The organism is Arthrobacter sp. RIT-PI-e, assembly GCF_001187915.1.
Classification (GTDB): domain Bacteria; phylum Actinomycetota; class Actinomycetes; order Actinomycetales; family Micrococcaceae; genus Arthrobacter_D.
Genome location: NZ_LGIU01000018.1, coordinates 1 through 14,417, shown reverse-complemented (window position 1 = coordinate 14,417; position 14,417 = coordinate 1). Strand labels below are relative to the sequence as shown.

The 14,417-nt window shown below is 71.9% G+C and carries 12 protein-coding genes; 8 read left to right on the top strand and 4 right to left on the bottom strand.

Annotated features, from left to right (window positions below; genetic code table 11):
* Together AC792_RS01015 and AC792_RS01010 are read left to right on the top strand one after the other, a co-directional pair.
* On the top strand, nt 1-216 hold a 216-nt coding region (locus AC792_RS01015), incomplete at its 5' end, for a DUF4192 family protein (protein ID WP_152915952.1).
* Between the two features lie 304 nt (nt 217-520).
* The gene (locus AC792_RS01010) at nt 521-1,732 is read left to right on the top strand and encodes an RNA polymerase sigma factor (RefSeq protein WP_049828738.1); all 1,212 of its coding nucleotides are present in this window, start codon (nt 521-523) and stop codon (nt 1,730-1,732) included.
* Nucleotides 1,733-1,861: 129 nt separating this feature from the next.
* Here the strand turns inward: AC792_RS01010 and AC792_RS01005 are convergent, their stop codons facing one another.
* Nucleotides 1,862-2,083 (bottom strand): DUF7455 domain-containing protein, encoded by a 222-nt coding sequence (locus AC792_RS01005; protein ID WP_049828737.1) that lies wholly within the window; start codon nt 2,081-2,083, stop codon nt 1,862-1,864.
* A gap of 256 nt (nt 2,084-2,339) precedes the next feature.
* Between AC792_RS01005 and AC792_RS01000 the strand changes: the two genes are divergently transcribed.
* A complete protein-coding gene (locus AC792_RS01000; protein WP_049828736.1) occupies nt 2,340-4,448 on the top strand; it encodes a DNA gyrase/topoisomerase IV subunit B in 2,109 nt (702 codons plus the stop codon).
* A gap of 86 nt (nt 4,449-4,534) precedes the next feature.
* Here AC792_RS01000 and AC792_RS00995 read toward each other — a convergent pair whose 3' ends face one another.
* On the bottom strand, nt 4,535-5,530 hold the full coding sequence (locus AC792_RS00995; protein WP_049828735.1) for a M56 family metallopeptidase: 996 nt from the start codon (nt 5,528-5,530) through the stop codon (nt 4,535-4,537).
* A 7-nt stretch (nt 5,531-5,537) separates the two neighbouring features.
* On the bottom strand, nt 5,538-5,906 hold the full coding sequence (locus AC792_RS00990; RefSeq protein ID WP_049828734.1) for a BlaI/MecI/CopY family transcriptional regulator: 369 nt from the start codon (nt 5,904-5,906) through the stop codon (nt 5,538-5,540).
* 225 nt (nt 5,907-6,131) lie between these two features.
* On the opposite strand from AC792_RS00990, the gene AC792_RS00985 reads away from it, so the two are divergent.
* From AC792_RS00985 to AC792_RS00965, 5 genes are all read left to right on the top strand, one after another.
* Nucleotides 6,132-7,697 (top strand): cytochrome ubiquinol oxidase subunit I, encoded by a 1,566-nt coding sequence (locus tag AC792_RS00985; RefSeq protein WP_049828733.1) that lies wholly within the window; start codon nt 6,132-6,134, stop codon nt 7,695-7,697.
* An 84-nt stretch (nt 7,698-7,781) separates the two neighbouring features.
* Nucleotides 7,782-8,804: a cytochrome d ubiquinol oxidase subunit II gene (gene cydB, locus AC792_RS00980; RefSeq protein ID WP_049828732.1), complete on the top strand. Its 1,023-nt coding sequence runs from the start codon at nt 7,782-7,784 to the stop codon at nt 8,802-8,804.
* A gap of 53 nt (nt 8,805-8,857) precedes the next feature.
* Nucleotides 8,858-9,262: a hypothetical protein gene (locus tag AC792_RS16705; protein WP_152915951.1), complete on the top strand. Its 405-nt coding sequence runs from the start codon at nt 8,858-8,860 to the stop codon at nt 9,260-9,262.
* Entirely contained in the window at nt 9,166-12,369 is a 3,204-nt protein-coding gene (gene cydC / locus AC792_RS00970; RefSeq protein ID WP_326947494.1) for a thiol reductant ABC exporter subunit CydC, read from the top strand. The genes AC792_RS16705 and cydC overlap by 97 nt, the downstream gene beginning before the upstream one ends.
* A gap of 103 nt (nt 12,370-12,472) precedes the next feature.
* On the top strand, nt 12,473-13,591 hold the full coding sequence (locus AC792_RS00965) for a GNAT family N-acetyltransferase (RefSeq protein ID WP_082177227.1): 1,119 nt from the start codon (nt 12,473-12,475) through the stop codon (nt 13,589-13,591).
* Between the two features lie 33 nt (nt 13,592-13,624).
* On the opposite strand, the gene AC792_RS00960 is transcribed toward AC792_RS00965, so the two are convergent.
* Nucleotides 13,625-14,417, bottom strand: a 793-nt coding sequence (locus AC792_RS00960; protein ID WP_326947490.1) for a DNA gyrase C-terminal beta-propeller domain-containing protein, incomplete at its 5' end; no start/stop codon positions are given.

Below are 14,417 nucleotides of genomic sequence, written 5' to 3'. Positions count from 1 at the left end.
GCCGCACTCACCATGTCCGGCTGGTTCGAGTACGCGCGCGGACGCGGATCCCGGGCGTCGGTGTACCTCGACGCCGCCGAACGGGAGGTGCCCGGCTACCGTCTGGCGCGGCTGCTGCAGGAACTCCTCCACCGGGGCGGACTGCCGGCGTGGGGGCGATGCCGCGCCACGGCCCGGACCCCCCCCTCCGCGCCCGCCCGGGACGGAGCGGTGTGACGCGGGGGGTGTCCCGAGGACGCGCACCCACGCACCGCGGACCGTCCGGACGGGCACCGGTGATTCACGACGCGTCTGCCGGTCATGAGACAATGGACGCCGAGACCCGGTCGGGTCCGTGCATCAGAGAGTCGCCGAGCGATTCCGTGAGGGCCGAGGTCCGCGGGGAATAGTAGGGCCACCGGGACCGTTCCACTGGGATCGGACCCGGTCCATCTCGTCTGGTAATCAGCACGGACTTGACAGGGTCATAGTGGTGTTGTCCTTCTGGCGGCACCGCACATCGCCGTATGAAAGGTACTCCGTGTCGGTCAAGAAGACAGCAGCACCGGCGTCGTCAGACGCTGGTACCACTACTACGAAGCGGCGGCCGGCGGCCAAGAAGCCGGCTGCGAAGAGCGCTTCGTCCGCGGCGAAGGCGTCCACGTCGGAGACCCAGGGCTCCGTGGATGTCCTCGACGCCCCCGACGCGATGCCGGAGGTCGCAGGGCCGAACGACACCGAGGACACCAAGCCCGAGGTCGTCGAGAGCGGCACCTCCACCGGATTCGTCTACTCGGACGCGGACGACGACGACGCACCGGCCCAGCAGGTCGTGTCGGCCGGTGCGACCGCGGACCCGGTCAAGGACTACCTGAAGCAGATCGGCAAGGTGGCACTGCTCAACGCCGAGCAGGAGGTGGACCTGGCCCTGCGCATCGAGGCGGGTCTCTTCGCCGAGGAGAAGATCGCGGCCGACCCCACGATGGACCCGAAGCTCAGGCGCGAGCTCGACTTCGTGATCCACGACGGCAAGCGGGCCAAGAACCACCTGCTCGAGGCGAACCTGCGCCTCGTGGTGTCGCTCGCCAAGCGGTACACCGGACGCGGCATGCTCTTCCTGGACCTGATCCAGGAGGGCAACCTCGGTCTCATCCGCGCGGTGGAGAAGTTCGACTACACCAAGGGCTTCAAGTTCTCGACCTACGCCACCTGGTGGATCCGCCAGGCCATCACTCGGGCCATGGCGGACCAGGCGCGGACCATCCGCATCCCGGTCCACATGGTCGAGGTCATCAACAAGCTGGCCCGTGTGCAGCGTCAGATGCTCCAGGACCTCGGGCGCGAACCCACGCCGGAGGAACTGGCGCTCGAACTGGACATGACGCCCGAGAAGGTCGTGGAGGTGCAGAAGTACGGTCGCGAGCCGATCTCCCTCCACACGCCCCTCGGTGAGGACGGCGACTCCGAGTTCGGCGACCTGATCGAGGACTCCGAGGCCGTGGTCCCGGCGGATGCCGTGAGCTTCACCCTCCTGCAGGAGCAGCTGCACTCCGTGCTCGACACCCTGTCCGAGCGTGAGGCCGGCGTCGTCGCCATGCGCTTCGGTCTCACCGACGGCCAGCCGAAGACCCTGGACGAGATCGGCAAGGTGTACGGCGTGACGCGCGAACGCATCCGCCAGATCGAGTCGAAGACGATGTCCAAGCTGCGTCACCCCTCACGCTCCCAGGTGCTGCGGGACTACCTGGACTGACCGGTCCGCCGGACGTCCCTACGACGACGAAGAGCCCCTCCCGATCGTGGGAGGGGCTCTTCGTGCGACTGCGCCTGTACACGGGGCGCCGGTGTCGTGGTCGATGGTGGTGGGCGGAGCCCGGGATGGTCAGTCGCCGACGACGGCCGGCTTCTGATGGAGCCGCTGCGTCTCGTCCTGCCACTCGGATGTGAGCGGCTTCAGGTTGGCTTCGACAGCGCGGGCGTGGTGTCCGCAGAAGAGAAGCTCTCCACCGGAGGACTGAAGGACCGCCCGGACGTACGCCTGTGCGCCGCATCGGTCGCAGCGGTCCAGGGCAGTGAGTTCGCGAGTTGCTACTGCAGTGGTCATGAATGCCTCCTCATGTGGATCGTGTACCCATATAACCATCATTCGGTGCGGGCCCTTCCCGGGTTGGGTGGGCTTTCGCTCGGGGCGTAGGAACGCTACGACCGCCCGCACGCAACCGGTGGTGCGCCGGGCCCCGGCGACGCCGTCTCCGGATCGGGGTAGGGCGGCGATAAACTCACAGGGAACCCCTCCCGTCGATCCTCCTCCACGCCGCCCGTGCTCGTCGGGCTCGTCCCGCCAAGGAAAGCAGCGCATCGTGACACCCCCCAGCTCGGACTACACCGCTCGCCACCTCTCGGTCCTCGAGGGCCTCGAGGCGGTGCGCAAGCGCCCGGGCATGTACATCGGGTCCACCGACTCACGGGGCCTGATGCACTGCCTGTGGGAGATCATCGACAACTCCGTGGACGAGGCGCTCGCGGGGTTCGGGCAGAGCATCACGGTGATCCTGCACGCGGACGGTTCCGTGGAGATCCACGACGACGGACGCGGTGTCCCCGTGGACATCGAACCGAAGACGGGACTGAGCGGTGTGGAGGTGGTGTTCACCAAGCTGCACGCCGGAGGCAAGTTCGGCGGCGGCTCCTACACGGCGTCCGGGGGTCTGCACGGTGTGGGTGCCAGTGTGGTGAACGCGCTCTCGGCCCGCCTCGACGTCCGGGTGGACCGGGGCGGGAAGACGAACGGCATGTCCTTCCGCCGGGGTGAGCCCGGCACGGTCAAGGATGCCCGGACGCCGTCGCCCGGCTCGGACTTCGAGCCGTTCCTCGACGGTTCACGGCTCGACGTGGTGGGCACGGCGAAACGCGGTGTCACCGGGACGCGCATCCGGTACTGGGCGGACCGGCAGATCTTCACCCCCGACGCGGCCTTCTCCTACCAGGACCTGCAGACCCGCGCGCGGCAGACCTCGTTCCTCGTCCCGGGACTCCGGATCACCCTCCGGGACGAGCGGAGGCTCCCGGGCACGGCGGGGGAGTCGGGGGCGGTGGAGGAGGTCTTCCAGCACGACGGCGGGATCTCCGAGTACGCGGACTTCCTGGCCCCCGACACCGCCGTGACGGACGTGTGGCGGTTCCAGGGCTCCGGGCGCTTCAAGGAGTCCGTGCCGGTTCTCGACGACCGCGGTCACAGCCGCATGGCCGAGGTGGAACGGGACTGCGAGGTGGACCTCGCGCTGCGCTGGGGCATCGGCTACGAGACCACCGTCCGCAGCTACGTGAACATCATCGCCACCCCGAAGGGCGGTACGCACCAGAGCGGCTTCGAGCAGGCGCTCCTGAAGACCTTCCGGAAGGTCATCGAGGCCAATGCGCGCAAGCTGAAGGCGGGCAGCGAGAAGATCGAGAAGGACGACGTCTTCGCGGGGCTCACCGCCGTGCTGACGGTGCGCCTGGCGGAACCCCAGTTCGAGGGCCAGACCAAGGAGATCCTGGGGACCTCGGCGGTCAAGGCGATCGTCTCCCGCGTGGTGGAGAAGGAGCTCCAGGCCCGGCTCTCCTCCCCTGCGCGCAATGACAAGGCGCAATCGGCCCTGCTCCTCGAGAAGGTCGTGGCGGAGATGCGGTCGCGGATCTCGGCACGCGTGCACAAGGAGACCCAGCGCCGGAAGAACGCGCTGGAGACCTCCACCATGCCGGTCAAGCTCGCGGACTGCCGGATCGACGACAAGGAACGCTCCGAGCTCTTCATCGTCGAGGGTGACAGCGCGCTCGGGACGGCGAAGCTGGCCAGGTCCTCCGACTACCAGGCGCTGCTGCCGATCCGCGGCAAGATCCTCAACGTGCAGAAGGCCTCGGTGGGGGACATGCTCTCCAACGTCGAGTGCGCCTCCCTGATCCAGGTGGTGGGTGCCGGGTCCGGTCGCAGCTTCCAGCTCGACGCCAGGAGGTACGGCAAGGTGATCCTGATGACGGACGCCGATGTGGACGGGGCGCACATCCGCACGCTGCTGCTGACCCTGTTCTTCCGCTACATGCGTCCGCTGGTGGACGCCGGGCGCGTCTACGCCGCGGTGCCACCGCTCCACCGCGTCGAGGTCGTCACCGGCGGATCGAAGGCGAACGAGCTGATCTACACCTACTCGGAGGCCGAACTGACGCGTGTCCTGGCCGCGCTGGAGAAGAAGGGCGCGCGGTACAAGGAGCCGATCCAGCGGTACAAGGGGCTCGGTGAGATGGACGCCGACCAGCTGGCGGAGACTACCATGGATCCGCGGCACCGCACCCTGCGGCGCGTGCGCATCCAGGAGGCGGAGTCCGCGGAACGGGTGTTCAGCCTGCTCATGGGCAGCGAGGTCGCGCCGCGGAAGGACTTCATCGTGGCCGGTGCGGCGTCCCTCGACCGGGAGCGCATCGACGCCTGACCGGCGGCGGGTGCACGGCGGGAAGGACCCCGGTCGGGGCCGGCGGCTCCCGGACCCCGGCGACGGGAGGCCCGACGGCCTGCGCCTCAGCGGATCAGGCCCGGGGCGACGAGCAGCACCGGCGGGACCACCACCAGCAGCCCCGCCACCGAGAGCGCGGCGGTCTGCTGGAGCCGGTTGAGCGGTCGCAGCGGCGTGAGCAGTCTCCGGAGCCGATGGGTGGTGGTCCCGGACTCCGCCGGACCGCCACCCGACACCCCTGCACGAACGCGGGCACCACCCGTGCCCGCACCGTCGGCGTCGTCGAGGGGGTCCGCGGAGGTGTCGGGGAGGGCTCCGGAGCCCACGATCGCGATCGCCCGTACCAGGGTGGATTCGTCCACCCGCCGCAGTGCCTCGTCGTCGGCGAGCATCTCGATGAGTTCGCTCACGGCGCCCTGCGCCAGCCGGGAGGTCGGCAACCAGGGCAGTGCGGACCTCCAGGCCGCGAAGGCCCAGAGCAGCAGGTGGTGCCGCTGGTGGAGATGGGCGTTCTCGTGCCGGAGGACGGCATCGAGCTCGGCACGGGTGAGGAGGTCCATGAGGCCGTCGGACATCACGGTCACCGAGTGGGCACCTCCCGGCAGGCAGTAGGCCACCGGGCTGGGGTGCTTGATCACCAGTGTGGAGGGTTGGTCCGTGGCCGGCGAACCCAGCAGGGCGAGCATGTCGCGGTGCCTGTTGCGCTGGCGTCGGATGCGCATGAAGGTCAGTGCGAGGGTGAAGAGGAGATGGGCCAGCAGCAGGCTCGCCGCGCTGATCGCGAACACGTGGACCACGCCGAGTTCCTGGGCGGAATCGTCCCTCAGCAGGACGCCGAGGAAGGCGGGGACGGCGTCCGTCAGGCTCTCACCGAGGGGCTCGAGGCCCCAGAGGAGCAGGGCGCCGATCATGGACAGTCCACCGGCGAGGGCGATCGACTGCCACAGCACCATGGCCGTGAACGGGGCCCGTGCGGGCCATGCCGCTCGCGAGAGTGCTATCGGTGCGGGCCACGCGAGGACCACGGCCAGGGCCGCGAGGACGTAGGAGGCCCAGAACACGTGCGGTTCAGCTGCGGCCGAGCAGCTTGCGCAGGGTCTCGGCCTCGGCCTCGGACACACTGCCGAGGAACCGTGCCAGCACGGCCTCACGGTCCGGTGCGGTCACGAGCACCTCGTGCATCAGCTCCGCGGTGTGGTCCTCGCGGCTGGTCACCGAACGGTACCGGTGCGGCCGGCTGTTCCGCTCCCGCTCCACGAGGCCCTTCTTCTCCAGGCGGGACAGGACCGTCAACACCGTGGTCACGGCGAGTTCGCGACCGGTCTCGCCGGAGGGTGCTGCTGCGATCGAGTCGCGTAGTTCGTTCGCGGTCAACGCGGCGGGCGTGGCCCACAGCAGGTCCATCACCGTGCGTTCGAGGTCTCCGAGCGTTGCCATTGTTCTTCCTTCGATCCGTACCGGGCGCCGGCCCACCTGGGACCGGGACCCGCTCCCGTGATGGGAGCAGTGAGGCGATGCACCCCCAATCTACCGCGTTCGGACGATAGCTTCTACTCCGTGTAGAAAATGGTCCCGAGTTGTTCTACGCTGTGTAGAAGAAGCGTTTCTACGCAATGTAGAAGTCGGATGCGCGCCGCTGGTCGGCACTGTCGGGAGGGCACCATGGAAGCCTTGGAAATCGCCAGGTGGCAGTTCGGGATCACCACCGTCTACCACTTCGTCATGGTTCCCCTCACGATCGGCCTGGGCCTGGTCGTCGCCACCCTGCAGACCCGGTGGCACCGCACGGGCAAGGCGGAGTACCTCAGGATGACCAAGTTCTGGGGCAAGCTCTTCCTCATCAACTTCATCATGGGCGTGGCCACCGGACTGGTCCAGGAGTTCCAGTTCGGCATGGCGTGGAGCGAGTACAGCAGGTTCGTGGGGGACGTCTTCGGAGCGCCCCTGGCCATGGAGGCACTGCTGGCCTTTTTCGTGGAGTCCACCTTCCTGGGCCTGTGGATCTTCGGGTGGGGGAGGCTGCCGAGGCTGGTCCATCTCCTGTGCCTGTGGGCCGCGGTGGGCGCGTCCGTCTTCTCCGCCTACTTCATCCTCGTGGCCAACTCGTGGATGCAGCACCCCGTGGGCGTGGAACTGGTGGACGGCCGGCCCGTGATGGTGGATGCCTGGGCGGTGTTCACGAACAACACCGCGCTCGTCGCCTTCCCCCACACGGTCTTCGGCGCCCTCGCCGTGGCCGGGGCCTTCCTGCTCGGGATCAGCTGGTTCCACCTGTGGAAGCGCCGCCGCGACGGGCTCGACACGATGGGTCCCGACGGCGCCGTGGTCGGTGGTGGGCGCGGTGCCCGTGACACCGCCGATCACTCCGTCTGGCTGCGCTCGGCGCGGATCGGCGCCGTGGTGGCGATGATCGCCTTCGCCGGGACCAGCATCACCGGTGACCTGCAGGGCAAGCTCATGTTCGACCAGCAGCCCATGAAGATGGCGGCGGCGGAAGCGGCGTGCCACGACGGCACGGGATTCTCGATCCTCTCCGTGGGTGACCTCGGGTCCGGGAACTGCGACGACATCACGGCGGTCATCGAGGTGCCGGGCGTGCTCTCCTTCCTGGCCAACGGCGACTTCACCACCGAGGTCAAGGGCGTGGACACGCTCCTGCCCGAGTACCAGGAGAAGTACGGCACGCATCTGCCGGACGACCCGATGTACGGCGAGCGCGCCGGCATGGCCATCGACTACGTGCCCGTCATGGAGGTGACCTACTGGGGTTTCCGGCTGATGATCGGCTTCGGGGCCGTCGCCGCCGCCGCAGCAGGCGCCGCCCTGTGGGTCCGGCGGAAGGGCACCGTGCCGGAATCCAGGTGGCTCATGCGCCTGGCGGTCCTCGGGATCGGCGCCCCGTTCGCCGCCAACGCCGCCGGCTGGATCTTCACCGAGATGGGTCGTCGGCCCTTCGTGGTGGCCCCCACCCCGGATCCCGCCGGGGTGGACGGCGTGTTCATGTTCACGGCCGCCGCCGTCTCGCCGGGTGTGTCCCTCGCCGAGCTGATGACCTCGCTGGTGCTCCTCACCGCCGTCTACGCCGTCCTCCTGGTGGTCGAGGTGAGGCTCCTCGTCACCTATGTGCGCGGTGGTGTGGCCTCGGCCATGCCGGAACTCGCCGGGGCGGGCGACCACGCATCCGACGGCGGGAAGGACGACGGCGATGTCCTCGCCTTCGCCTACTGACGGGCGGAACGCGCCCCCTGCCGCCCGGCGTCCCCCCGCCACCTGCCCGTACCTCACGAATCCCGCTCCCCGGAAGGTCCGTCGATGACCGACATGCTGCCCACCCTCTGGTTCGTCCTGATCGCCGTGCTCTGGGCCGGCTACCTGTTCCTCGAGGGATTCGACCTCGGGGTGGGCATGCTCATGAAGCTCATGGCCCGCGACGACACCCAGCGCCGTGTGCTCCTCAACACGGTGGGGCCGGTGTGGGACGGCAACGAGGTGTGGCTGATCACCGCCGTGGGTGCCACCTTCGCCGCCTTCCCGCTCTGGTACGCCTCACTGCTCTCGGCGCTCTACCTGCCGTTCCTGCTCGTGCTGCTCGGCCTGATCTTCCGTGCCGTGGCGTTCGAGTGGCGCGGGAAGCGGGACAGCGCCCGGTGGCGTGGGCGCTGGGACTGGGCCATCGCCCTCGGATCCTTCACCGCCGCGGCCGGTATCGGTGCTGCGCTCGCGCTCACCACCACGGGACTGCCGCTCGACGCCGCCGGCAACCGCGTGGGCGGAGCCTTCGCCTGGGTCACCCTCCCCGCGCTCCTCGGCGCGGCCGCCGTCGTCCTGTTCTCCCTGGTCCACGCCGCGGCCTTCGTGGCGCTCAAGACCGAGGGGACGGTCCGGGTGCAGGCCGACCGGCTTGTGCGCCGCCTCCTGCCCGTGGCGCTGCTGCCGTTCCTCGGCTGGGCGCTCCTGGTGCAGACCAGGAGCGGGGCCCCGGTCACGTGGTTGCTGGTGGTCGTGGCGGTGGCCGCCTTCGCGTGCGCCCACCGCTTCGCCGTCGCCGGCCGCGACGGGCGGTCCTTCGCGGCGCTGGGTGGCGGCATGCTCGCGCTCGTCGCCTCGATCTTCGGGGCGGTTTTCCCCGTGGTGCTGCCCTCCACCCTGGACGCGGCCTACGACCTCACCGTGCAGAACGCCTCCTCCTCGCCGTACACCCTGGGGCTCATGAGCATCGTGGCCTGCTTCGGGGTCCCGTTGGTCCTCGCGTACCAGGCCTGGACCTACTGGGTGTTCCGCAGGCGCGTCTCCGAGGCCAGCATCCCGCCGGCCCACGCGGTCACCGCGCTGTGACCGGGGCAGGGGCGAGCCCCGTACCGGCCCCGCGGCGCGCATCACCATTCGCCGTGCTGAGGTCAGGGGGTCCGGCGGGCCCCGCGGGATCCTCCGCGGCGGTGTACGTGCTCGGCGTACTCGCCGCCACCCGCGCCGCCGGACTGGTGCTCCTGGCACAGGCGCTCGCCGTCGGCATCGCATCCCTCGCGGCCGGGTCACCGGATGTGCGGGGCGTCCTGACGGCGGGCATCCTCGGCACTCTCCTGCGGACCCTCGCGGCCTGGGGGCAGGAGGCCGCAGCGGCCCGGCTGGCCCTCGGGGTCAAGGAGCGTCTCCGCGAGGCGGCACTGGTGCGCGTGCTCGACGACGGCGGGCGGTCATCGGCCGCCGGCAGCGGGCAGGGGGGGCGGCGGTCCTGCTCACCCGGGGACTGGACGGTCTCGACACGTACTACACGCAGTACCTGCCCGCACTGATCACCTGCGCGGTGGTACCCCTGGTCGTGGGCGCCCGGATCCTCGCCGCCGACTGGATCAGCGCCCTGGTCGTCGTCCTCACCGTGCCCTTGGTGCCGGTCTTCATGGCGCTGATCGGCCTGCACACGCAGGAGCGCACCCGCGAGGCGGCCACGGCTCTCGCACGATTGTCCGACCACCTGCTGGAACTCGCCAGGGGGCTGCCCGTCCTCGTGGGACTCGGGCGTGCCGCGGAGCAGACCCGCGCGCTGCACGACATCGCCGCGCGCTACACGGCGCGGACGATGACCACGCTGCGCACCGCCTTCCTCTCCTCCCTCGCCCTCGAACTCATCAGCACCATCTCCGTGGCCGTGGTGGCCGTCTTCGCGGGCGTCCGGCTGATCCACGGCGAGCTCGGTCTCGAGGCCGCCCTCCTGGCGCTGATCCTCGCCCCCGAGTGCTATGCCCCCCTGCGCGACGTCGGTGCCGCCCACCACGCCAGCGAGGACGGGACGGAAGCCGGCGCGCGCGTCCGGGCGGTCATCGACGCGCCACCGGCCGGGCACGGTGCCTCCGGTGGGGGAGTACCCCCGGCCACCGGTCCCGCCGGTGAGGTCCGCATCGAGCGGCTCACGGCACGGTACGACGGCGCGCTGACGCCGGTGTTCGAGGACGTCGGCTGCACGCTCGCACCCGGGACGGTCACGGCGCTGCGGGGTGCCAGCGGGTCCGGGAAGACCACGTTCATGCGGGCGCTCGCCGGGGGAGCGGCGCTGCCGGCGGGGTTGCGGCTCGACGGCACGGTCTCCGGACCGGGACCGGACGCCATCGCCTGGGTCCCGCAGCATCCCGAACTGCTGGCGGGTACGGTGCGCCAGGAGCTCGCCCTGTACTCGGGTCTGCCCGCGGGGTCGGCCGCGATCACGGCGCAGCTCGCCGCGGTGGGGGCGACGCAGCTGGCAGGACGCCGGAGCGATGAGCTGAGCCCCGGCGAGCTGCGGCGCGTCGCCGTCGCCCGGGCTCTGCTGCGAGCACAGGACCCCGCGGTGCACCTGCTGCTGCTGGACGAACCCACCGCACACGTGGACGAGCGGGCGTCCGCGGCCATCCGGGCCGCCCTCACCGCCCGCCGCCCGGGCCTCACGGTGCTCCTGATCGCCCACGACGACGCCACCGCCGCCCTCGCCTCCGGCGAGGTGTGGCTGGGGGGCTCGCCCGCGCGGGTCCCGGAGGGTGACGGTGCGCAGGCGGTCCGGTCGGCGCGGACCGGGTCCGCCGGGTCCGCCGGAGTCCCCGGAGTCACCGGCGCGTCGTCTGGGGCGAGGTTCATGGGCGGACCCCCGGCACCCGTCGGCACCGCTGCCACGGCCGACACCACGGCCGGGACGTCCGTGCACGCCGCGCGGACCGCTCTGGACGAGGACGTCCCGGCGGCGTCCGCCGGGGGGACGCGGCGTGGCACGGCCTGGTGGGCCGGGGTGCGCGAGGTGCTGGCACTCGTGCGGCCGTGGGACCGGCGGTTCCTCGCGGCTGCCGCCCTCGGTGTCGGCGCGGCGACCTTCGCCGTGGCGCCCACCGCGCTCAGTGGCTGGTTGATCGTCCGCTCGGCGCAGCAACCACCCATCCTGTACCTCCTCACGGCGTTCGTGGGCGTGCGCTTCTTCGGCATCGGCCGCTCGCTCCTGCGCTACACCGAGCGGCTCCAGCTGCACCGCGCCGTGTTCCACCGGGCGGACCGCACCAGGGTGCGGCTGTGGACGGGCATGCTCTCCTCCGCCCACGCCTGGCGGAGCGTGGCACGCGGGTCCGGGGGGATCGAACGGCTCGTGGGCGACATCGACGAGCTCCGCGACCTCTCCGCCCGTGCGCTGCTGCCCTTCGTCACCGCCGTCCTCCCGGGGGCCGCCGCCCCCGGCCCCACGGCCCTCCTCCCCCCGGCGGCGCTCGGCTGGCAGGCGCTGGCCGTCGTCGTCTGCCTGGTCCTCGCACCCCCCGCCGCGGCGGTCCGTGAGCACGCCGCCGGTGCCGCCGCCGTCCACGTCCGGGCCGCCGCCCTGGAGCGTGTCACGGGTCTGCTCCGAGCCGCCCCCGATCTCCGGGTCAACGGCGCCCACCGGGCAGCCCTGCGGTCCACGCGGCACCTGGACGTCCGGGCGGCGACGGCTGCCCGACGCTCCGCCGCCGCTGCGGGAGCCTCCACCGCGCTGGTCGTGGCCGCCTGCTGTGCCGCCGCGCTGGGCATCCTGCTCACCACCACGGGTCTGCCCACCGAGCTCGTGGCCCTGCTCGCCCTGATGCAGCTGGCACTGATCGAGCCCTTCACCGCGGGGACCTCCGCGGTGCAGCACTGGGGCCCGCTGCTGGCGGTGACCCGGCGCATCGGCCCCCGGCTGGCACCGTCGCACGAGCTGCCGGACCCTCGCACGGACGCCCCACGCGGACCGGCCCCCAAGCCCGCCCGGAGCGTGGCCCTCGAGGACGCCTCGGTGGGCTACGACTCCGGCCGGCCGGTGGTCTCCGGGGTGCATCTCCGGGTGGGACCGGGGCGCTGGACCGCGCTCGTGGGTCCCTCCGGCAGCGGGAAGTCCACCCTGCTCGGGGTGCTCCTCGGGTTCCTGCCCCTGCAGCGCGGCGTCCTGCGCATCGATGGCCGCCCCGCCACCCCCGGGGAGGTGCCGCGCATCGCCTGGTGCCCGCAGGAGAGCCACCTGTTCGACTCGACCATCCGCTCCAACCTCCAGCTCGCGCGGCCCGCGGGTGACGCGGCCACCGATCAGGAGCTCCGTGCGGCCCTGCACGCGGTGGGACTGACCGAGCTGGTGGCGGGGCTGGGAGCCGGGATGGACGCACCGGTGGGACCGGGGGGCTCGCGGCTCTCCGGCGGCCAGCGGCAGCGACTCGCGGTGGCGCGCGCCCTCCTGACCCGCTCCGGCGTGCTCCTCCTGGACGAGCCCACCGCGCACCTCGACGCCGACGGCGCGCGCTCCCTGCTCGCCGATCTCCGGCGGGGGCTCGGGAGCACCGCCGTGCTCCTCGTGACCCACGAGGCGGAGGAGGCGGCACAGTGCGACGGCGTCGTCCGCCTGGGCACGGACGCACGGGCGCTCGAGGGCGTATGCGGGTAGGCCCCCCCGACGGGACGTGCGCCGTGGGACGGTGTGTCGCGGGACGACGTGCCGGGCCCGGGGGGATGCACCCGGGTGGGAGGCCCTGCCCTACGCTGGCTCCATGACTACGCGCGATTCCCCTGCAACGGGCACCGGTCCGTCGTCCGACGCCGGTGCGTCCGCCTCCGGTCCACCCGCCTCCGCGCCCTCCGCCGCCGGTCACGCCGCGGGCGAGCAGGGTCCCGGGACCGGGCCGCTGCCCGCGAGCCTGCGGTGGCGGGCGCTGAGCTACGCGGACATCGACTCCTGGCACGCGCTCGTGCACCGCGTCGCCGAGCAGGACCAGCCGGACTGGGTGGAGCAGCGCGCGGATCTCGAGCAGGCGCTGCGTGCGTCCAAGAACGACGCGCGGAAGGACACGCTCGCGGGTTTCGACGCGGACGGCGTGCCGCGCGCCTACGGCCGGGTGTCCATGAACCGGGGGTCCTCGCTCATCCACGGCGCGGGAGCCGTGGACCCCGCCTGGCGCCGGCAGGGGATCGGCCGCGCCCTGTTCGCCTGGCAGGCGGCGCGTGCCACCGCGAGGCTCCGGCAGGCGGGACGCACCGACGGCGTGCTCCGCAGCTACGTCGAGGAACGCAACCCCTCCCACCTCGCGCTCCTGACCGCGAGCGGGAGCTCGATCGTGCGGTACTTCACCGAGATGACCAGGCCGCTCGACCAGCCGATCCCGGAGCTCTCCTTCCCGCCCGGGCTGCACCTCGTGGACTTCACGCACACCGGGAGCGGGGACATCGTCGAACTGGTGCGCCTGGCCCACAACGACGCCTTCCAGGACCACTGGGGGAGCGAGGCCCGCGACCAGGAGTCGTGGCAGTTCACCGTGACCCACCCGGAGATCCGCGACGACTGGAGTCTGGCGCTCCTGGATGCCACCCGTGGCGAGGTGGCGGCCTATCAGCTGGGGAGCCACGACCCCGCCTCCCGCGAGCTCCTCGGCCACAGCGAGGGGTACACGGACCTGCTCGGCGTGCGCCGCAGCTGGCGCGGCAGGGGACTGGCGCCCGCCCTGCTCGCGGAGGCGATGAGACGCTACCGCGCCGCGGGCATGGAGAACGCCGGCCTCGGCGTGGACACCGACAACCCCTCGGGCGCCCTCGGCCTCTACGAACGGATGGGCTACGTCCCCACGCAGCGCTCCGTGGTGTTCGACCTGGAGCTCTCCGCGCCCACGGACTGACGTCCGCCGCCCGCGTGCCGGTCGGTGGTGGTCCTACAGCAGCGTGTCCTGGCCCTCGCCGGGCGACGCCGCATCGACGACCCCTCCCTCGGGCGACGATGCCTGGGCGGGACGCATCTCGGGGAGCCCCGCCGGGTGAGGGCCCACGGCGTCGATCCGCTGGGTGAGCGGGACGCCGGAGCCGTCCCGCCGCCCGTGCTCCACGGGAAGTGCGCGTGCCACCCCGTTGACCGACGCCGCACGGGCGGGCCCGTGCCCCGCCCAGGCCAGGGACAGTGTCCCCTCGCCGCGGAGGAAACGGTGGGCACGCACGCCCGCGGTGGCGCGACCCTTCACCGGGTACTCATCGGCACCGGTCACCTTCGCCGACCCCGCGGAGGTGCCGGGCAGCGTGTCGTCCGCAGCGGTGACCGTGACCACCACCGCGGCGTCGTCGCCCCGGGACAGCGCCCCGAAGTGCAGCACCGCGTCACCCGGTGCGAGCTTGATGCCCGCCATGCCGCCGGCGGTGCGGCCCTGCGGGCGGACGGCGGACGCCGGGAAGCGCAGCAGCTGCGCGGTGCGCGTGATGAAGACGACGTCGTCGGACTCGGACGGGGCCGCGAGCCCCACCACGCGGTCCTTCGGCTTCAGGGTGATCACCTCCCAGTCGTCGCGGTTCAGCGGGTACTCGGGCTGGACCCGCTTGACCACGCCCTGCTCGGTCCCCAGGGCCAGCACGGCGGTGAGGTTCGCCAGTCCCACGAGGCTCTCGCCGCGCTGCAGGGTGACGAACTCGGCGGAGGGCACACCGCCGGCGAGATTGGGCACGCCCGCGCTGGGCGGG